Consider the following 19830-nt stretch of genomic DNA (forward strand, 5'->3'; position numbering starts at 1 on the left):
GCATAAGAAGGTGAAATAATGGCAGCTGTTAAACTTGAACAATATCTAGCCAGCATTTTGAATTCGGCTCAGTCTGATACCAATGAGCTGAGGATCAAACCAAGAAATAATAATTTTGATTTATTCAGAGCATTTTTGGAAAATCGCAATACTGGGGTTCATCGTTATCAAACCACAGCTTCAATTATTTTATATGAAGCTCGGGGTTCGGTAAAAGCCAGAATTAATGATCAGGATTTTTTGCTTAAAGCTGGCAATATCGTGTTTTTACAGAGAAAAAGTAATTATGAAATATTGCAGCAGGGCGAAAATGATATATTAGTTAAGCTGGAATTCGACCGTAATTTTAAGATGCTGGATTTTCTCGGAAACTATTCTGTCATGGATTCACGTGAAAAAAGGGTGTTTAAGGCAATCACTGACGCTTATAATCAAAGGCGCTTATTATTTTTGAATAGTACATCACTGTCTAAATCTGCAAATGCACTAAAAAAGGTAATTGATGAATATCTTAATCAGGATCTTTACACTCGTCAGGTAATTTTGGCAGAGTTAAACTTGCTATTAATTGCTGCAGTTAGAAATCAAGATTTAGCGACGGCACCTGTGACTAACCACCAATTTGTTCAAACTGATTTAGAAAATTATATTGATGCGCACTTTACTGACATAACGCTTAATGAAACTGCTAAACATTTTGGCTTCAATCCTAATTATTTTTCAAGTTTGGTTAAACAAAAAACTGGTAAAAGCTTTGTCGAACATGTTGATGAAAGGCGTATGCAGGAGGCGCGTAATTTGCTTGCCCGACCAGATATTTCTGTAAAAGAAATAATTGCACGGGTAGGTTATAGTGGCAAGTCCTTCTTTTATAAAAAATTCAGTGAATATTATCATGAAACGCCAGTCCAAATGCGAGCTGAATTATTTAGACAGGCAAACATCAATTTAAAATAAAAAGCAACCTTGAATAAAAAGGTTGCTTTATTTTATTACATTTTTTCTAAGCGATTGATCCTGTCGGCTGTTGGCGGGTGACTGTCAAATAAGTGAGCAAAACTGCGCTTTTTACGTACAGGATCTTCAATATACATGCCGGCACTGCTAGGGTCGGCTTTTTTCATGGGCTCGGAACCGTCAATCTTTTCTAAAGCAGAAATCAGTCCTTGCGGGTTGCGAGTTAATTCTACTGAAGAGGCATCTGCCAGATATTCACGATTTCGCGATAATGCCATTTGGGCTAAACTGGCACAAATAGGTCCCAGAATTAACACAAACACAATGGCCACAATCTTAAAAATGACAACAATAGTACCACCATTGTCGTTATCGCTGTCGCGATCATCGTCAATCCACCAAATATAGCGACTGGCAATACCTGATAAATAAGAAATGACACCAACTAATACTGCAGCAATAGTAGAAACTAAAATATCATAGTTTCTAATGTGAGAAATCTCATGACCTAAAACACCTTCTAGTTCCTCACGGTTCATCATGTCAAGTAAGCCTTGAGTAACTGCCACAGCAGAATGGTTGGGATCACGTCCGGTTGCAAAAGCATTAGGACTAGGATCATCAATAATAAAAACCCGAGGCATTGGTACCCGACCGACCAGCGCCATATCTTGTACAACATGCCACAGTTCTGGATTATCCTGCTCATGGACTTCTTGAGCGTGGTTAAGACTCATAACCATATTAGCCGGGTTAGGCAAGACAATTAGCATGTAGATTAGACTAAAAATCACAGCAATAATTAATCCTAAAACAGGACGATCACCAAAAAGATAACCCAGTCCTGCCCCTACAAGTGCTAAAATAATGACAAATAATCCCATAATCCCAACGGTTTTACGTTTATTGCTGGCAATTTGTTGAAATAACATAAAAACTGACCTGGTATTTAAAATTTAACTTTAGGTACTTCTTTTTCCGATTCATTAGTTTGTAAGTAGTCAACTTTCTTAAAACCGTGAATGTGAGCAACAATATTAGATGGGAAAGTTAACAACTTTTGGTCGTAAAGTGCAGCAGATGAATTGTAAAGTTGTCTCGAATAGGCAATTTTGTTTTCTGTGTTAGTCAATTCTTCTTGCAGTTTCAAGAAGTTTTGGTTGGCTTTAAGGTCAGGATAGTTTTCTGATAAGGCAAAAATTGATTTCAGGGCATCAGAAATCTGATTGGAAACTTTTAAAGTTTGAGCGTGATCATCGCTGGGAATATTAGTTAACTGATTACGCAACTGAACAACATTTTCCAATGTTTCTTTTTCATGTTTGGCGTAGCCCTTAGTTGTTTCGACTAGGTTGGGAATCAAGTCGTTACGCCGCTTCAGTTGTACATCAATCTGACTCCAAGATTCATCGGTGTATACCTTGGCTTTTTGCAAACTGTTGTAAACTGTAATATAAAGTGCAATTAATAAAACAACAATAATTACAATTACCCAAGTTAAACTGTTCATAGTATTCCTCCTTATATGTATCTCTTAATTATAACTGATTAAGGACCTTTTGAATATAAAAAAGAAGCTTATACTATCTTTCATTAGCAAAGCTTTACTATTGTATCTTAAATTAATAAAAGTCCCCAGCCCACAATGGTTAAAACAATTAGACCGATGAACTGCATTACAGACCATTTCTTGAAAAATTCTCCCCTTGAAACTGTGGCGTTTTGGGTGAAAGTTTTTAAGACCAGCATATTGGCCATTGAACCGATAGGAGAACCAAAGCCGCCAATGTTAGAACCTAAAAATAACGCTTCAGCATAAGGCGTAAACTTACCGACTAAAATAGTCGCAGGCACATTGCTGATAATCTGACTGGAGATAATCGAAGTGAAGTAAGTTGAGCTTTCCGAATTGATCATTGTGTGAATGATACTGACAATCAGCGGGATTTGCTGAATATCACTAATGAAGATGAAGAAACAGGTAAAGGTTAATAGCAGAGCAAAGTCCACTTTAAGCAAAATTCTGGGATTAATTAATAAGGCTAAGATAATTGCAACGATCAGCGGAATTGCCACGTTAATCACCTTAAATACCCCCAGGAAAAATAATGCAAATACTGCTGTAGTAATGATTGTGGGTCTTAAACTGATATTAATCTGTTTAATATCTTGTCTGGGAATTTTTTTACGAGGGATAAAGTAAAAAATAATAAACGTAATGACTAATGCCATTAATAAATAGGGCAAAGACCAGGAGAAAAACTGCAGAGCATTAACAGAATACTTACTGACCAAAAAGATATTATGGGGATTGCCCCAAGGTGTAAAAGCAGCTCCAATATTTGCACCCATGCCAATTAAGGTGACAGGTAAAATTTGCGGTAGATTACACCTTTTGGCAATATTTAAATACAGGGGAATCAATGTAAGCGCTGTTATATCATTGCCAAGAAACATCCCAGCAATAATCGCTAGAAGCGTAAACAAGATGTTTAATTTCTGCATATTATCGGCAATACTGGTCAGTTTATACGCCAGCACGTCCAAAACGTGCAAGTAAGCGTATATTTGAATAATGATTAGCATCGCGGCGACTGAAAAAATCGTATGTAAGTTGATATCCTCAAGCCGCGGCCTAGCAAAAAAAAGACTGATAATCGTTATTACAAAAGTAATCTGCAGGATTTTATCACTAAAAACCTTTTTCAAGACGGTCATAAAATGTCCCCTTTCACAAGTTATAATCATCTATAATCGCTATATACATTTTGACCTTTTTTTCTGTTATACGCAATAATAAATTTTTCATGGTGAAAAGCACTTTTACTATAAACATAATTTTTGACACTATAACTTAATATATCCTATACTGGAGAAAATTGCTAAGGATTAGGAGGAAATATTAAAATGAGTAATTCCGAATCAGTTAAAATGAATGTTAAATCAGGTGCTGCTGAGAAAATCAAGAAAAGTGTGCAAGACGGACAAGTTGTTTTGCTTTCATTAAATGACGGTTCTAACAAATACTCTAACATTGCCGGTAGCTGTGCTGCCGGGACTCGTTTTCAATTTGTAGTTTTGGATAAGCAAGACCCAGACTTTTCACTTAAAGTTGAAAATAATGCTGGCTTAGATTTATACACCAGTCCTGCAGAAATGCAATATTTAGGCAATAACTTGGTTGTTGATGAAAAGAATGCAGCCATCAGTTTAGCTGATGACAGTGGCGTAATTGATGCAGCTATGACAGTTAGTGCAAATAATTAGTATAATAAACTAATAATATGTACTTAAAAATCACTTTATTTTCAGCGTTCCAGAATGGAGCGCTTTTTATGTTAAATGGCAAAACAAAACGGTTTAGTATGAGCGCATCTTGCTTCAAAAAGTCCTAAGTGTTAAACTATATAAGATTTTCGAAAATCTTGAAAGGAAGTATAGTACTATGCGTAAAGGTGAAAATTACAACACTGGTTGTGAACCAAACCAAAGACCTAAGAACAAGAAGAACGGCAAGAAACGCGTTGCGCACGTGGCAGCAGTTGTTGCTTTCTTGAACAAGGCCAAAGCAGACGAAAATAAATAGTTTGTTTTTAATTAAGACTAAAGGGTGGATGAAGCTTTCGTCCGCCTTTTTTTATTGCTCTAAATTGAGTAGAATTAGATTAATGATACATACATTTTGCTCTAAGGAGAATGCTTAAAAGTGAAGTTTCAATGCAGTGCGTGTGGATTGCGCATCAATGCCAAACATTTTAAACAAACGGGCCTGATTAATCCTAAACTGACCAGTATTTGCGATCTATGCATTCAAAGAGGAGAAAAGCCGGAAGACTTTGCCAATATTGCGGTTAATGTTTTTGCACAATGCCTACTGTTTACTTTTGTCGGAAAAGATGAAGTCGCGGATAATTCAACATTTTTGGTTGCTAAAAATGACCTGCGTAAGCGCTATGAGGCCTTCATTCAGGATTATGACGGCAATGAATTGGCCCAGCAGCAACTAGCAACACATGATTTTAACCAGGCAGTAATTGACAGCGAGACAGGTCAAACTGACTTTGTGCCCAGTAGCGAATTCACTTTTGCCGAAAATCTGAGTAAATTAGGCTTAACCGTCGACTTTAAACTAAATGAAGTGGATTACATTGACCGTGAGCGCATTCGTGCTAAATATCACTATCGCTGCCAATATTGCGGCAGACGTGGACGTAGCGTCGATCACAAAGACCCGGTTTCACTCTCACATAATAATGATTTTGATAATCTGATTTTATCCTGTACGGAATGCAATCGCATCAAGTCCAACATGCCGTATAAATTGTTTGTCAGTCTAAATAATGAAATTCCTGAAATTAACCAAAAACTGGTCAAATATGAAGACTCTCTTGCTACATTGAAGGGTGAATTTGAAGAAAGACGACGCGAATTAGCCGCTAAAATGCACCTAAAAGGCGTTGTTAATGATCCTGAACTTGACCAGATGCGTAAGCAAAACAAAAAATTGCAGGATGCAATTGATAGCTTGGAGAGCGATTATACTGACTTGCGTTCTTTACGAGAGCTGCATTTTATGACTGGCTGGAAGCTGGCGCAAGTAAACGCAAAAGAAGATATTATTTAGTTTTTAAAAGGCTTACAATGAAATTAAGAGCAAAAGGAGGTCAGAAAATGAAGTCAACTAAATTAATGCAAAATATTTTAACAAAAATAGGCATCAGTATGGCTGCTGCAGTCTTGGGCATGATGAGTGGCGCTAATCTGGTGCAGAATGTTGTGGCAGCTTCTGTAACACCTGCTGCTAAAGATCAAACTGCAAAAAAAGCACTTACTGCAGCCAGCACTAGCAATAATCAGCTAGGTTTTTGGACTGGAACGGATGGCAGCTGCACCTGGCAATATGATGTCCTTACCAATACGCTGACTGTTAGCGGCGCTAAAGGAGCACAATTGTCAAGTACACCTTTTACTAAAGAATTCAAATGGGCTGGAAGTATTGAACATATCGTTTTTGAAAATCCGATTCAAATGGCACCGGACTCAAAAGAAAAATTTGCTAATTTGAGATATTTGTCTGATATTAAGGGTTTAGAGAACGCTGATACCAGTGAGGTAACCGATATGTCTGGTTTATTTGCCGGTGATATGAACCTTAATAGCTTAGATATTAGTAAGTTTGATACCGGTAAAGTTACAGATATGAGTAACATGTTCTTTAAATTAGGTATGGATAATGCTACTGCTACAGCAATAGATTTGAGTAAATTGAATACCGCAAATGTAACCACTATGAACAGCATGTTTGTGGCGGCCAATTTTAAAAAGCTGGATTTAAAAAACTTTAATACTAGCAAAGTAACCGATATGGCAAATATGTTTTCCGGTACCAAGGCAGAAACGATTAATGTAGATAGTTTTGATACCAGTAAAGTACAAAATATGAGCGGAATGTTCAATAATTGCCTGATTGAACAGCTCGACTGCTCAGGCTTTAATACCAAAAACGTAACGGACATGAGCAATATGTTTTCTCATAGTATGGACATAACAACTCTAAACTTGAGCAATTTTAATACTAGTAATGTTCAAAATATGAAAGCTATGTTTTTTGGAGATTCCAAATTGACCAATTTGGATTTGAGTAATTTTGATATTAGTAAAGTAACTAATATGTCAAGTATGTTTTCAAACGATACAGCATTAAAACAACTTAATTTAACGGGCTGGGATACTGCTAATGTTACTGATATGAGCACTATGTTTGCTGGATTAAAAAATATGGTCAGCTTGGATATTAAGCACTTTAATACCAGCAAGGTAACTGATATGTTTGGCATGTTTGAGGGTGCTGAAAATTTAATTGATTTTGATATTAGTAATTTTGATACCAGCAAGGTCACTAGCACCAGCTATATGTTTTCTGGTATGAAAAAAATTACCAGCTTAGATTTAAGCCATTTTAATACTAAGTCCAATAAAAATTTGTCTGAAATGTTTAGTGATGATGACAATTTAAAGACGGTTAATTTGAAAGGCTGGAATACCAAACGGGTCAGGAGTATGAGTCGCATGTTTAAAAACGACCCGCAGCTGGTCAATATTAATTTAAGTCATCTTAAAACTAATAGTCTCACTGAAGCTTATGAGATGTTTAAAAATGATCGGAGTCTCAAAACTGTTGATTTACATAATTGGAACACCCGTAAATTAACTGAAGTAAGTGAGATGTTTGCTCAATGTCCTAATCTTACTAATGTTAATTTACACGGCTGGCACATGCCTAAACTGACTGATTCGACAGATATGTTTATGCAGGACAAGAAATTAGCAGGGGTTGATCTGACTAATTTTAATATTCATAACAGCAGGATTTTAAATCAGGCAGGCAATCCTAAAGGGTTTGCTGTGAAGCTGGGCCACTACCGTTTACGTAAGAGTTCAGGTGTAGGTCAAGGATTTAAGCACATTCAGGCTGTAGGCAAAGGAACAATTAGAAATCCTAAAGGCAAAAAATATACTGCAAAGCAATTATTCAAGCTGTATAATCATTCTGCCAAAAAGAGCCCTAAAGAAACCTATGTCATGTATAACGGTAAAAAACCACAGTTACCAAAATCATTTCATTTTTGATTTTTAGTAAAATAAAAGGATTAGCTCATTGGTGTGACCTAATTTTTGGGTTCACATCACATTTCAGAACTAATCCTTTTTAGTTTGTCTTTCTAGTAAACTTTAGGCAAATTCAGGGAAGTTTAAAGTTTTTATCTGTGTTTTAGTGGTTTTTAACAGCCAGATTGCCTGATCTACTTGTGCCAGTGTCGCTTTGCTCGACCGTAAGACAACAGCAGCATTAGCTAAAGCATAGTCATAGCTCTGCATAAGTCCATCATAGTGAACACTCTCATTAATAGTTTGCTGTCCAGAATCAAAGTCTTTCTGGAGCTTCACTTTATCGCTGTCGGTTGCTACTTTTTGTTTCTGCTCAGCTGCTAATGAAGTGTTTACAGGAGAAAGTTTTATGCCCCAGCTAAATTTCACATCACTTGCTTTGACGAAACTGTTAGCTGCTATTATTTTTTCACTGGTGGTTAGAGTGATTGGACCATATTTTTTGTCAGTCGCTGGAGCCTTTAGTTGTGTGCCATCATTATTGATAAGGGCTTTTCTATCTAAATTGTTACTCAGAAGGTGGTAATACAACTCAGCTTTGTTTGTAGCCGCATTCCAAATATAGAACAAGCCGTCAACATTAAAATCAGACTGCTTTGCAGTGTTAAAACTAATCCCAACGGGTTTTCCTGTGGAGTCATAAAGCTTAACGTTTGCAGTAGTCTTTGCAGTAACAAAACTGTAGGTTAAATCAGAGTAGTCGGTAGTTGGTAAGTAATTTCTCAGGTTGATACAGTTTTCATCTATGTATTCATCATGATGATTATGCAGGCGGAAAATATAGCCTTCAAAATCTTCTGCCCAAGGTTCAACGGCTAAATCAACTTTTATTTTCTGCCCCTTTTTTAAAATATGTTTGGTTTTCATTTCGTTTAAAGTCTGAGTGGCTGTCTTTTTAAGAACGGTGGCCGTTGTAACCCCATTGTAAGTTAAAGGATAACCATCTAAACTTGCAACATTATAGGCTTTGACATAGCGATTTTTACCAATGGCATAATAGTTTTTTCCTTTAATTTTTGTGAGTGGCAGATAGAAAATATGCTCATTGTTATCTGAGTTAAAGTATTTACTATAATAGTATTTTGGTTTTGCTTTAACTTGCTTAACTCTGCCTTGATATTTAACAATAGCTCGCTTAGGTAAAGTGTGGCCACTCTTGTTACCGGTTTTAGTATAAACGGCTGATTTTTGTAATAAAACTAATTTACCCTTTTTACTGTTCTTACCGTTAACTTCCTTGACATCTGCAGCATTAATGTAGCAACCATCACCAATATTATAGAATTTTTGGCCATTAATTATTTTGGTGCCGTAGTATTGCATAACATCTGCATTAAAGCTATAGATATACTTATAACCACTGGCATCATCTTGAGCATAGGGCAGATATTTGTTCTTGTTTTTAATTTTATGACCATATTTATTATAAAGATGGGCATCATAGATTAACGTGATTTTATCCTTTGCGGACTTTTTACTGCTTTTGGCAGCTGCAACTGTATGTATTTGATTGCAATTTGCTAAAAAAGGTGTGACGACCAATGCCAAAGCTGTGATCGCCAAACAGATTTTTTTAGTTAATTTCATGATTTTCCTCCTTACTAATCCTTTCTGTTAAATTTATTATAACCTAATATAAGTGCAGCAATACATGTCTTACAGTAAAAGAATAACAGTCTGGCAAAGTTTAACTTAAGTTTTAAATTATTAATTAGTTTTAAGTAAAATACCCTTATAATTAGAATAAGAGAAAAGAGGCGTCAAGATGAAATTACCCAATTTAATCAAGTTTGAAAAAACTGGGATAGGTATTGCAACAATGGCATTAGGTTTAGTCGTAACGGTGCAAACAAACGTAAATGTAGCTGCTGCAACAGAAACTCCTGCTGTTGTCCCAATTAGTGCGACAGGTTTGCCATCTGATGCCGGTCTGTGGACTGGCACTGATGGCAGCTGCACATGGCAATACGACGTTATTAGCAGAACCCTGCGGATTAGTGGCGCGCAAAAGAGCAGTCAATTATCCAGCACACCATTTTTAAAGCAGTTTAAATGGTCTGGCAATATTGAGCATATTGTGTTTGAAACACCAGTTCAAATGGCTCCGAATTCGGCAGAAAAGTTTTTCGGTCTGGAGTATTTGGAGGATATTACAGGTCTCGACAAAGTTGATACTAGTCAAGTGACAAATATGGCTTTGCTTTTTGCTAATGACAAAGCTCTAACTAAAGCTGATGTGAGTCACTTTGATACCAGCCAAGTGACTAGCATGGAACGAATGTTTGACAACACAGACTTAACAGAAGTAGATTTGAGCAGTTTTAATACCAGCAAAGTCACAAATATGAGCGGTATGTTTAGAAACAGCCCGATGAAACATCTTAATCTGAAAAGTTTTGCTACCAGCCAGGTGACCGATATGGGAGATATGTTTGCGGATAGCGATGTGGCAGAGCTTGATCTGGCTAATTTTAATACCGGTAATGTCACTAACATGTCTGGTATGTTTGCTGGAATAAAAGTTCCTGAACTAAATCTTGAGCACTTTAACACTAGTAAAGTTAATAATATGTCTGGTATGTTTTCCAGTACCCAAAATCTGTCAAGTCTTGATTTGAGCAATTTTGATACTAGTCAAGTGACTGATATGGCTGAAATGTTTAGGGGTAGTAAAGTTACTCACTTAAACTTGGCTAATTGGGACACCAAAAACGTTACCAGTATGAAAAATATGTTCCAAGGGTGTTCTGACTTAACTAAACTTGACTTAAGCGGCTTTAATACCGGTAATGTTACAGATATGTCGGGGATGTTTGCAAAATTCGCTCATTTGGATCAGCTAAATTTCAGTCACTTTGATACGAGTAAAGTTAAAGATATGAAAGAAATGTTCGCATACAATCCAGCTGTTACTAGTTTGGATTTAAGCAGTTTTGATACCGGCAACGTTACTAATATGATCTCGCTGTTTTCTGGAGACAGCTCTTTGGCTAAACTCAATTTAACGGGCTGGAATACCAAGAACGTACGCTGGATGAATTCAATGTTCAGTGGCGACAGCAGTCTAAAAGACATTGACTTGAGTCACTTTAATACTGCCAAAGTTACTGATATGCTTAGGATGTTTAAGGGTGCAAAAAGTCTTGAGCAGCTTGACCTGCATACTTGGGATACACGTCAGGTTACCAGGGTCAGCCAAATGTTTATGGACTGTGATAATCTTGTTTTTGTTGATTTGCGTGGCTGGCGGTTACCAAAAATGTATGATTCAACGGAAATGTTTGCTAATGATCAAAAGCTCGCTGGAGTTGATTTAAGCCATTTTAATATTCATAATAGTCAGATTTTGAAAAATGCTGGTAATCCTAAAGGATTTGTTGTCAAGCTCGGTCATTACCGCTTACGTAAGAGTTCAGGAATAGGTCAAGGCTTTAAACATATCCAAGCTGTTGGCAAAGGCACAATTGCCAAGCCTAAAGGCAAGAAGTATACGGAAAAGCAATTGCTAAAACTGTATAACCATTCGGCTAAAAAGAGCCCTAAAGAAACTTATGTTATGTATAATGGCAAAAAGCCGCAGCTGCCTAAAGGGTTCAAGCTTAAATAGATAAGACAAAAAAGGCTAGTTCGTTTTTAATTACGAATTAGCCTTTTTCTATTAGTCTAAAAGATTTAATCGCCCTGAGGAACAGACATAGTTGTCAGTTGCTCTTTAGCAGTTTTAACATACCAGACAGCTTCAGCAACTTGGGCGATAGTTGCCTTATCAGATCTTATTATGGCAGAGGCATTACTTAAGGAGCTATCATAATTATTCATTAGATCCGTATCATATTTAGCGTTTTGATCTAAACCTTTGCCCTCATTAAAAAGTGCTAGTAATTCTTGCTTGTCAGCAGTCGTTGCAATTCTTTGATCATTTTTGGCCTGCTCAATCGTATTAAGTGCTTTCAGTTTTAACCCGCTGACGTATTTAACATCGCTGACTTTGATAAAGTTATTGCCATAGTTTAATTTTTGGTTATTACTGTGGGTTACTGAATCTTGATCTGGTATCAGATTTGGTTGCTTGTCATCAATCACATTAGTATCGCTGTAATTTAGACAGTGATAAAACAGTTCCGCCTTGTTTTTCTCAGGAATCCACAAGTACATTAAGCCATCAACCGTCAGATTACTATATGTCGGCTTCATGATATGCTTGCCAGTTGCCTTACCGGAAGTATCATAAAGTTCAACGCTGTTGCCTGCTAATGGGGTGACATAAGTGTAGACTAAGTCACTGTAATCAATAATAGGCAGGTTCCTTTTCAGTTTAACTTCGTATTCTGAAACATATTCATCTGGGTGATCGTGCAATCTGTATATATAACCCTCAAAGCCATCAATTTCGTATGGAATAACAGTTAAATCAAGTTTAATCTTTTGTCCTTTTTTCAGTTTCCGCTTTGCAGCAGAATAATTTACCGTTGTGCTGGAGGTGTTCCTAAGGACAGTCGCTGACGAAACACCATTGTAGCGAGCAATGTGACCATTAATGTAGCCGACATTAGCTGCCTTAATGTAGCGATTATGTCCTAAAGAGTAATAATATTTCCCTTTAATTTTATGAGTAGGTATATATCTGGGCTTGAAGTATCTGTCTAAATCATTAAGATAATAAAAGTATTTGGGTGTTTTAGTAGCAGTCTTAGCTTTTCCTTGATACTTGACAATTGCATCAGTTCTTAATTTCTTACCAGTTGCTTTGCCAGTCTTGGTGTAAATCAATGAATTGTGACTTAATACTAGTTTGCCTTTTTTAATATTGTGGCCTTTTACTTCTAAAATATCGGCATTTTTAACGTAATAGTTATGTCCAAGGTTGTAAAATTTTTGCCCGTTAATTTTTTTAGTACCGTAGTAGGAATAACTGGTTCTGCTATCGCTGTATTCATCAATTTCCATGTCAGTAATCACGTAGCCCTTGGAATCAGCGCTAAAGCCTTCAGGAACGGTAAAGCCGTGAGAAATATTCAATTTTATTTTATGACCTGACGGATTGTAAACATAATCGTTTTTAAGCAGCGTAACTTCTCCTCTGGCTTTCTGAGCAGCTTCTACTGTTTGGGAATTGGTGATATTTGGCAATAATGGACCAGCAGTTAATAATAAGGCTGTTAGTCCAATACAAATTTTCTTAAAACGTTTCATATTATGACCTCGCAAATTATGACCTTACAAAAATGAGCTTATAATTTAATGTTATCGTAACCCAAAATGAAACTCAAATTTATTTTATCTGGTAAATTTAATGGATTTTGCCTGGCTTTCATTATTTTTTGCAACTAGGAAAACTATATTTTGCAATATTTTGGGTTTGAAACGGCTTATAATTAAGTTAATGAAAAGGAGGTCATGATAATGAATCATAACCATTCAAGACAAATTTTAAGTTTAGTTAAAAAAGTTGGTATTAGCAGCAGTCTTGCTTTTTGTGGTCTGAACCTAATGGCAGCTGCTGTTAAGCCGGTTTCTGCTGCAACTAATAAACCTGATGCTAGCGATCAAGTGAATAATGATATTCAAGAAATACCAGGTATTTGGTCAGGCAAAGATGGTGACTGCAGCTGGAATTATGATATTGTTACCAGAACCCTGACAATTAAAGGAACTCATAAAAATAGCACTCTTTCGAGTCGCCCGTTTAATAAAGAATGGAGTTGGGGGAATAATATTACCCATATTGTTTTTGCCTCCCCCGTAAAACTTCCTGCAGATTCAAAATATAAGTTTAGCGAGCTAAATAATTTGAAAGACATTAAGGGACTGGACTTAGTTGACACCAGTGAAGTCACTGACATGAGTGGCTTGTTTGATATGGATCAGGCTCTGACTGAGCTTGATTTAAGTCACTTTCAAACTGATAAAGTAACTGATATGAGTAGAATGTTTGAGTCTACAGGACTATCAACGCTAGATTTGAGCAGTTTTAATACTAGCAATGTCACTAACATGAATTATATGTTTAGTAATTGCACTGCTGAAAACATTAACTTGACCAGTTTTAATACTAGTAATGTCACTAAAATGGATTATATGTTTAATGGTTGCACTGCCAAAAGCATTAACTTGAGTAGTTTTAACACCAGTCGCGTTACTGAAATGAGTAATATGTTTAGTCTAACCAAACTTCAAAATCTTAATTTTGCTGACCTTGATACAAGCAATGTGACTGATATGTCAGGAATGTTTGAGCGGGCTGATATTTCTAATTTAGATTTTGCCAAACTCAATACTAGTAAAGTTACAGACATGGAATACATGTTCTCAGGAACAACCGGGGTAAAGACCCTGGATCTTAGTTCATTAGATACCAGTAATGTTATTAAGATGTCAAATATGTTTGCTTCAAGCAAAATAACAAAATTAGTTTTAGACAATTGGGACACCAATAAGGTAACAGATATGTCGTATATGTTTGCTGACTGTCCTAATTTAACGGATGTTGACTTGAGCAAATTGCATACGGCGAATGTCACAAACATGTCATACATGTTCGAAGGTTTTTCACAGATAGAGCAATTAAATCTAGCTAAGCTTGATACTCATAATGTTAAAAACATGAGAGGAATGTTTGCGAAAAATCCTAATCTAAAGAGTATAAATTTGAATCATTTAGATACGTCAAATGCAACCAATATGCGGGAAATGTTTGCGAAAAATCCTAATTTAAAAAGTATAAATTTAAATCATTTAGATACATCAAATGTAACCAATATGCGGGAAATGTTTGCGGAAGATCCTAGTATAGAAAGTCTAGATTTAAGTCATTTAAATACTGCCAAAGTTACCACCATGTGGGGGATGTTTACTGGAGATTATTCTTTAACCAATTTGAACTTGGATGGCTGGAACACTGAGAATGTTAAAGACATGACTTATATGTTTGCTGATAATAAGAGTTTGGTTAGCATAGATCTTTCACATTTCAGAATGACTAATGTTACTAGTACGACTGGGATGTTTAATGATTGTACTAATCTGATGTATGTGAATTTAAGTGGCTGGCATTTACCGAAATTAAAATCTTCAACTATAATGTTTGAAAACGATAAAAAATTAGTTGGAGTTGATTTAAGCAATTTTAACATTCATAACAGTCAAATTTTGCTTAATGCCGGTAATCCCAAAGGCTTTGTTGTCAAGCTTGGGCATTACCGCTTACGTAAGAGTTCGGGAGTAGGCCAAGGCTTTAAGCATATCCAAGCAGTGGGTAAAGGGACAATTAGGAAGCCTAAAGGCAAAAAATATACGGAAAAACAATTGCTAAAACTGTATAACCATTCGGCTAAAAAGAGTCCTAAAGAAACTTATGTTATGTATAATGGCAAAAGACCACAGCTGCCTAAAGGGTTCAAGCTTAAATAGATAAGACAAAAAGGCTAATTCGTTTTTAAATACGAATTAGCCTTTTTGCTTTATTAGTGAGGGCACTGAAGATTATTTTAATTTGCCTTTATTAATAAGTTCAGCGTCACGAATTGCCAGTTTCTTGTTATGTGCTTCATGGCCTTTATCAGATAGATTAGAATTAAATTTATACCCTCGTTTCTTCAAAGCTTTAATATCGCTTTTAATTAATGATGTATCAACCTGTGGATGTTTCTTGTAATAGTGATAATCGTATAAATAATCACCATATTCTACAACATCACTCCATCCAACATGCTGTTTAGGTGCTTTTGCTTTCTTTGGCTTTTGTACAGGTTGTGGCTTTAAATCGCCTGATGGTTTAGTAGTAGGAACATTTTCCAATTTAATCTGTCTGCTTAACCATTTAATTTCTGCATTAAGATATTTCTTGAAAGTCTTGGCATACTTAGACTTATAATTTTTAAAATGCTTCAAGATCTTCTTGTAAAGGGCTAATTTTTTAGTCTTATTCGTTAGCTTCTGCCCCTTCTTGACGTTCTTATTGAAATAATTATTTGCTTTTTGGTGGCGTTTTGACCAAGTTTTCTTAGTTTTGTGGATATTGGTCTTTGGTTCGGGATCATTATCTTGGATAGGTTGCGAAATTGGTTCAGCTACAGGGCAAGATATTTCTGATATTAATACGTGGGTATCTTGGATAGGTTGCGAAATTGGTTCAGCTACAGGAGTTTCAGTTTTATCTGTTGCACTTGTGTCTGGATTATTTGTATTAGTGTTGGTATTAGTATTTGTATTTGTTTCGTTAGTTGCAGCCACATCTGCTAAAACAGCTGAAGTTTGACTAATAATTGGCGCTAAAACGGTAATACCCGCAACAGCTGCAACAATAATATTTTTATGTAATTTCACTTTGATTTACTCCTTTAAATTTGATTTCAATATCCTTTATCGCTAGGCTTGTCACAACTTTTTATCAGTTGATAGCTGTTTTTTAATAATTAGTAGCTAATGAACCAGCATTAAACTGATAGTCTCATTTTTGCCATGCTCTACATATTGTCTATTATATTTGCTTGGACTATTTTAGTAAAACTAATATTGCTCTGACCAGTAGCCATTTAATCACCGGGAGGGGTAGACATAGTTGTCAGCTGTTTTTTAGCGGTTTTAACGTACCAGACAGTTTCATCTACTTGCGTGACAGTAGCCTTATCAGACCTTAACATAGCAGAAGCGGTTCTTAAGGCGCAATCATAATTAGACATGAGATTATCATAAGCGCTATTTTGTGCTATATCTTTTCCCTCGTTAAAAAGTGTGAGCAGTTCCTGCTTGTCAGCTCCTGTCGCAATCTTTTGCCCATTTTCAGTCTGCTCAATCGTATTCAGTGCTTTTAGCTTTAACCCGCTGACGTATTTCACATCGTTCACCTTAATAAAGTTATTGCCATAGATTAGTGCTTGCTTTTTTGCAGGGTAAGTTGGTTCTGAATTTGGCACCGAGTTTGGTTGGTTGGCATCAATCACACTAGCGTCACTGTAATTTAAACAATGATAAAACAGTTCCGCCTTATTTTCCTCAGGTACCCAGAGATACATTAAACCATCAACTGTTAGATTACTGTATTGCGGCTTTATAATACGTTTACCAATTGTCTTGCCAGATGTGTCATAAAGTTCAACGCTGTTGTCTGTCACTGGCGTAACGTAAGTATAAACTAAGTCGCGATAGTCAATGATAGGCAAATTCTTTTTCAATTTAACATCGTCTTCATCAACATATTCATCCGGATAGTCGTGCAGTCTATAAAGATAACCCTCAAAGCCATCATTTTGGTAAGGAATAACAGTTAAATCAAGTTTAATCTTCTGTCCTTTTTTCAGTTTACGTTTAACGGCAGAATAATTTACCGTTATGCTGGCGGTGTTCTTAAGAACAGTTGCTGACGAAACGCCGTTGTAGCGAGCAATATGACCGTTAATATAGCCGACGTTGGCTGCTTTAATGTAACTATTATGTCCTAAAGAGTAAAAATATTTTCCTTTTATTTTGTGGGCAGGTACGTATTTGGCTTGGAAGTACCTTGCGACATCATTAAGGTAGTAAAAATATTTGGGTGCTTTAGTAGCAGTCTTAGCTTTTCCTTGGTACTTAACAACTGTATTAGTTCTTAGTTTCTTTCCCGTTGTTTTGCCAGTCTTGGCGTAAATCAGTGCATCGTGCTTGATAGTCAATTTACCTTGTGTGATATTGCGCCCGTTGACTTTTAAAACATTAGCATTATTAATGTAATAGTTATGCCCTAAGTGGTAAAATTTTTGTCCGTTAATTTTTTTAGTGCCGTAGTAGGGATAACTGGTTCTACTGTCATCATCATAAACTATCATTTCTGTAATCAAATAGCCTTTGGGATCAGCGCTAAAGCCGTTAGGAATGTTATAGCTATGTGTACCCCGATTTTGCTTCAATTTTATTTTATGGCCTGACGGGTTGTAAACATAATCGCTCTCAAGCAGCGTGACTTTTCCTTTGGCTTTCTGAGCTGCTTCTACTGTTTGGGGGTTAGCGGTATATGGCAAAAACAGACTGGTGGTTAGAGTCAGGGCTGTTAAGCCAATGCCAACTTTCTTGAAAAAATTCATATTATGACCTCACAAAAAATCGCTTAAGTTAATATTATTGTACCCTAAACTGATATTTAAAATTGTTTTATTATATAAATTACCTAAACTTTTGCGTGGCTTTCAATATTTTGCAAGGGTAAAAATGGTTTTTTAAAAACAGTTTAAACAGTTTAAGGAGTAAAACAGCATATAATTAGGTTAAAAAATTAAGTCTTAGTTTGATATGAGGTAAACATAATAATATGAAATTTATGGTAAGAGGGCAGCATGAATCAAGATTGGAAAATAGATAAAATTGACACTAGTAAAGTTGCCGAAGCTTTTGCAAAAGAGCTTAAAGAAGGGCAACCTAAAACTTATTTTCTTAATGGAACTTGGGGAAGCGGAAAAACTGAATACTTAAAAGAAGTTGAGAATGTAAGTAATAATTATTTCAAATTTGTTTATTTGAAATTATGGAAACCTAAAAATAAAGCTTCACTTGCTCAAAATATATTCGAAGCTATTCATCCAAAGTTCTATTGGCTAAAGATAATTCTATATATTGCACTGTTCGTTATAATAGTTTTGGTTGGTACATACTTATCAACAATTACTATTATTCAAAGGCAACTTAGTAATCATGAAAAAAGTTGGTTAGTAGTTGTTGCGTGCTTAATCACAACTTTAATTACATATTATCAAAATAATTTTTTTGATATGGATAGGTTATTGTTGTGGCGAGACAAAAGAAATCTGCAACGTAAAAAGCACCCCAGGATTTTGATAGTTGATGATTTTGATAGACTGCATAAGGATGTACAAGATGAGCTTTACTTGTTTTTCAATCAACTTAACGGAAAGACAAGAATCATTTTTGTAGGTGATTTTGATAAAATAAGTAAAAATAAAGATAACTATTTAAGTAAGATAATCGATCGTCAAATCGGATTACCAGTGCAATTACAATCGGATAATATTACAAAATTAATTAATACGAAACTTAGAAATAATCTAGAAAACTATAAAAATCCTGACAAAAAGACTTATCTTTATAAATATACTAGGGATTTTGAATTTAATGATATAGCCGAAATTTTTATTAATGAAAGAAAAAATGCCAGAGATGCTAATAAATATTTGAATTATGTACAGAATCAATTAATAGGCAGGAATAAACTTGATAAGGTTTACTTAACGCAAGAATTGCTTATTATTTATTTGTATTTGTTTCACCGAAATTATTATAATGATTTGTTAAATAATCATTCAGTTGTGCAAGAAGGAAAAAATAAAACAGAAATTGAAAATTTAATTAATAAAATTTTATTCACAAATAACTCGTTACGAATAAGTTTTAAAAAGAACCCTACTTCTTATTTTATTGATGACCTAGCAACAAATCATAGTACAGCAGAATTAATTGAAACTTCAGAGAATAAAGAGAAACTAAAATCTATATTTTATATAAAAAATAAGAAAGATTATCTAGAATTTTATTATTTTATTACTAATGATGTAGCAAAAAATGATTATTCATTCATGGTAGGAGTAGCTATTGAAGTAGTGGGGTCTTCAGAATATGAGATGCCAAATGACTTAATCAGATTTGTATTACAAAAATATGCTAGTCAGCTTTATGATGAGAGAAAAACAAAGATAAACAGCCAATTGTCAGAGCAAGAAAAATTAAAATATAAAGCAAGTGCTGATGAATATGTTATTTCAAAATTTGAAAAGATTTTTAATAAGGTTCAAAAAGAAACAGATCATGTAATTACTAATGGTAAAAAACTTCATATCTATAGAGAATTGATAGATTTATTTAATTTAAAGCAGTTTTCATATGATGATTATGCGCAAAAATATTTTAAACAAACAATAATAAGTTCGGAAGAAGAGAAAGATTTTGGAAGAAAACCGTATGATGCAGAAACATTGCTTTATGTACTAAACTTTAATTATGATCAAATAAAATATAATAAGTTTTACACAAACATCTCACCAACGATTGAATCTCAAGTAAAAATTATTGAAAATTTATGTGATACTGAATATATATACTTTTGGAACATTTACTTGATGTACCCACGCGAATTTCTTCCTGTGAAACTGTCAAATTTTTTGTGTAAATAGATTTTTCTCGTAGATTGATTTTTTAATCTTTTATTTAATCAAAGTAGGA

General features: G+C 35.1%; 15 protein-coding genes. 8 read left to right on the forward strand and 7 right to left on the reverse strand.

The features are described from left to right. Window positions 1-18 precede the first annotated feature (18 nt). Window positions 19-957 carry an AraC family transcriptional regulator gene (locus LDM92_RS07890; RefSeq protein ID WP_223902758.1) on the forward strand — a complete coding sequence of 313 codons (939 nt, stop codon included), beginning with the start codon at window positions 19-21 and terminating at the stop codon, window positions 955-957. A 35-nt stretch (window positions 958-992) separates the two neighbouring features. Here LDM92_RS07890 and htpX read toward each other — a convergent pair whose 3' ends face one another. The 3 genes from htpX to LDM92_RS07905 all read right to left on the reverse strand — a co-directional run bounded on the left by htpX (window position 993) and on the right by LDM92_RS07905 (window position 3675). Further along, the gene (gene htpX / locus LDM92_RS07895; protein WP_223902759.1) at window positions 993-1889 is read right to left on the reverse strand and encodes a zinc metalloprotease HtpX; all 897 of its coding nucleotides are present in this window, start codon (window positions 1887-1889) and stop codon (window positions 993-995) included. A gap of 17 nt (window positions 1890-1906) precedes the next feature. Further along, a complete protein-coding gene (locus tag LDM92_RS07900) occupies window positions 1907-2467 on the reverse strand; it encodes a LemA family protein (protein WP_034980895.1) in 561 nt (186 codons plus the stop codon). 107 nt (window positions 2468-2574) lie between these two features. Further along, window positions 2575-3675 (reverse strand): SLC13 family permease, encoded by a 1101-nt coding sequence (locus LDM92_RS07905; RefSeq protein ID WP_223902760.1) that lies wholly within the window; start codon window positions 3673-3675, stop codon window positions 2575-2577. Between the two features lie 189 nt (window positions 3676-3864). On the opposite strand from LDM92_RS07905, the gene LDM92_RS07910 reads away from it, so the two are divergent. From LDM92_RS07910 to LDM92_RS07925, 4 genes are all read left to right on the forward strand, one after another. Further along, on the forward strand, window positions 3865-4224 hold the full coding sequence (locus LDM92_RS07910; RefSeq protein WP_223902761.1) for an iron-sulfur cluster biosynthesis family protein: 360 nt from the start codon (window positions 3865-3867) through the stop codon (window positions 4222-4224). 178 nt (window positions 4225-4402) lie between these two features. Beyond that, a complete protein-coding gene (locus LDM92_RS07915; RefSeq protein ID WP_090094091.1) occupies window positions 4403-4543 on the forward strand; it encodes a hypothetical protein in 141 nt (46 codons plus the stop codon). Between the two features lie 120 nt (window positions 4544-4663). Next, window positions 4664-5581: an HNH endonuclease gene (locus LDM92_RS07920; protein ID WP_223902762.1), complete on the forward strand. Its 918-nt coding sequence runs from the start codon at window positions 4664-4666 to the stop codon at window positions 5579-5581. 47 nt (window positions 5582-5628) lie between these two features. Beyond that, window positions 5629-7587 (forward strand): BspA family leucine-rich repeat surface protein, encoded by a 1959-nt coding sequence (locus LDM92_RS07925; protein ID WP_223902763.1) that lies wholly within the window; start codon window positions 5629-5631, stop codon window positions 7585-7587. Window positions 7588-7689: 102 nt separating this feature from the next. On the opposite strand, the gene LDM92_RS07930 is transcribed toward LDM92_RS07925, so the two are convergent. Next, window positions 7690-9213, reverse strand: a complete 1524-nt coding sequence (locus LDM92_RS07930) for an SLAP domain-containing protein (protein ID WP_223902764.1) — start codon at window positions 9211-9213, stop codon at window positions 7690-7692. Between the two features lie 178 nt (window positions 9214-9391). Between LDM92_RS07930 and LDM92_RS07935 the strand changes: the two genes are divergently transcribed. Then, the gene (locus LDM92_RS07935) at window positions 9392-11233 is read left to right on the forward strand and encodes a BspA family leucine-rich repeat surface protein (RefSeq protein WP_223902765.1); all 1842 of its coding nucleotides are present in this window, start codon (window positions 9392-9394) and stop codon (window positions 11231-11233) included. 65 nt (window positions 11234-11298) lie between these two features. Here the strand turns inward: LDM92_RS07935 and LDM92_RS07940 are convergent, their stop codons facing one another. Further along, window positions 11299-12819, reverse strand: a complete 1521-nt coding sequence (locus LDM92_RS07940) for an SLAP domain-containing protein (protein WP_223902766.1) — start codon at window positions 12817-12819, stop codon at window positions 11299-11301. Between the two features lie 210 nt (window positions 12820-13029). Between LDM92_RS07940 and LDM92_RS07945 the strand changes: the two genes are divergently transcribed. After that, a complete protein-coding gene (locus tag LDM92_RS07945) occupies window positions 13030-15036 on the forward strand; it encodes a BspA family leucine-rich repeat surface protein (RefSeq protein WP_223902767.1) in 2007 nt (668 codons plus the stop codon). 72 nt (window positions 15037-15108) lie between these two features. Here LDM92_RS07945 and LDM92_RS07950 read toward each other — a convergent pair whose 3' ends face one another. Both LDM92_RS07950 and LDM92_RS07955 read right to left on the reverse strand, forming a co-directional pair. Beyond that, a complete protein-coding gene (locus LDM92_RS07950) occupies window positions 15109-15951 on the reverse strand; it encodes a hypothetical protein (protein ID WP_223902768.1) in 843 nt (280 codons plus the stop codon). 209 nt (window positions 15952-16160) lie between these two features. After that, entirely contained in the window at window positions 16161-17684 is a 1524-nt protein-coding gene (locus LDM92_RS07955) for an SLAP domain-containing protein (protein ID WP_223902769.1), read from the reverse strand. A 249-nt stretch (window positions 17685-17933) separates the two neighbouring features. On the opposite strand from LDM92_RS07955, the gene LDM92_RS07960 reads away from it, so the two are divergent. Beyond that, window positions 17934-19781, forward strand: a complete 1848-nt coding sequence (locus LDM92_RS07960) for a P-loop NTPase fold protein (protein WP_223902770.1) — start codon at window positions 17934-17936, stop codon at window positions 19779-19781. Window positions 19782-19830 lie beyond the last annotated feature (49 nt).

This window comes from Lactobacillus laiwuensis (genome assembly GCF_019972835.1).
Taxonomy (GTDB): Bacteria; Bacillota; Bacilli; order Lactobacillales; family Lactobacillaceae; genus Lactobacillus; species Lactobacillus laiwuensis.

Coding starts and splice junctions, on each gene's coding strand:
- LDM92_RS07890 (WP_223902758.1), top strand. CDS start 19: ATGGCAGCTGTTAAACTTGAACAATATCTAGCCAGCATTTTGAATTCG.
- htpX (WP_223902759.1), bottom strand. CDS start 1,889: ATGTTATTTCAACAAATTGCCAGCAATAAACGTAAAACCGTTGGGATT.
- LDM92_RS07900 (WP_034980895.1), bottom strand. CDS start 2,467: ATGAACAGTTTAACTTGGGTAATTGTAATTATTGTTGTTTTATTAATT.
- LDM92_RS07905 (WP_223902760.1), bottom strand. CDS start 3,675: ATGACCGTCTTGAAAAAGGTTTTTAGTGATAAAATCCTGCAGATTACT.
- LDM92_RS07910 (WP_223902761.1), top strand. CDS start 3,865: ATGAGTAATTCCGAATCAGTTAAAATGAATGTTAAATCAGGTGCTGCT.
- LDM92_RS07915 (WP_090094091.1), top strand. CDS start 4,403: ATGCGTAAAGGTGAAAATTACAACACTGGTTGTGAACCAAACCAAAGA.
- LDM92_RS07925 (WP_223902763.1), top strand. CDS start 5,629: ATGAAGTCAACTAAATTAATGCAAAATATTTTAACAAAAATAGGCATC.
- LDM92_RS07930 (WP_223902764.1), bottom strand. CDS start 9,213: ATGAAATTAACTAAAAAAATCTGTTTGGCGATCACAGCTTTGGCATTG.
- LDM92_RS07935 (WP_223902765.1), top strand. CDS start 9,392: ATGAAATTACCCAATTTAATCAAGTTTGAAAAAACTGGGATAGGTATT.
- LDM92_RS07940 (WP_223902766.1), bottom strand. CDS start 12,819: ATGAAACGTTTTAAGAAAATTTGTATTGGACTAACAGCCTTATTATTA.
- LDM92_RS07945 (WP_223902767.1), top strand. CDS start 13,030: ATGAATCATAACCATTCAAGACAAATTTTAAGTTTAGTTAAAAAAGTT.
- LDM92_RS07955 (WP_223902769.1), bottom strand. CDS start 17,684: ATGAATTTTTTCAAGAAAGTTGGCATTGGCTTAACAGCCCTGACTCTA.
- LDM92_RS07960 (WP_223902770.1), top strand. CDS start 17,934: ATGAATCAAGATTGGAAAATAGATAAAATTGACACTAGTAAAGTTGCC.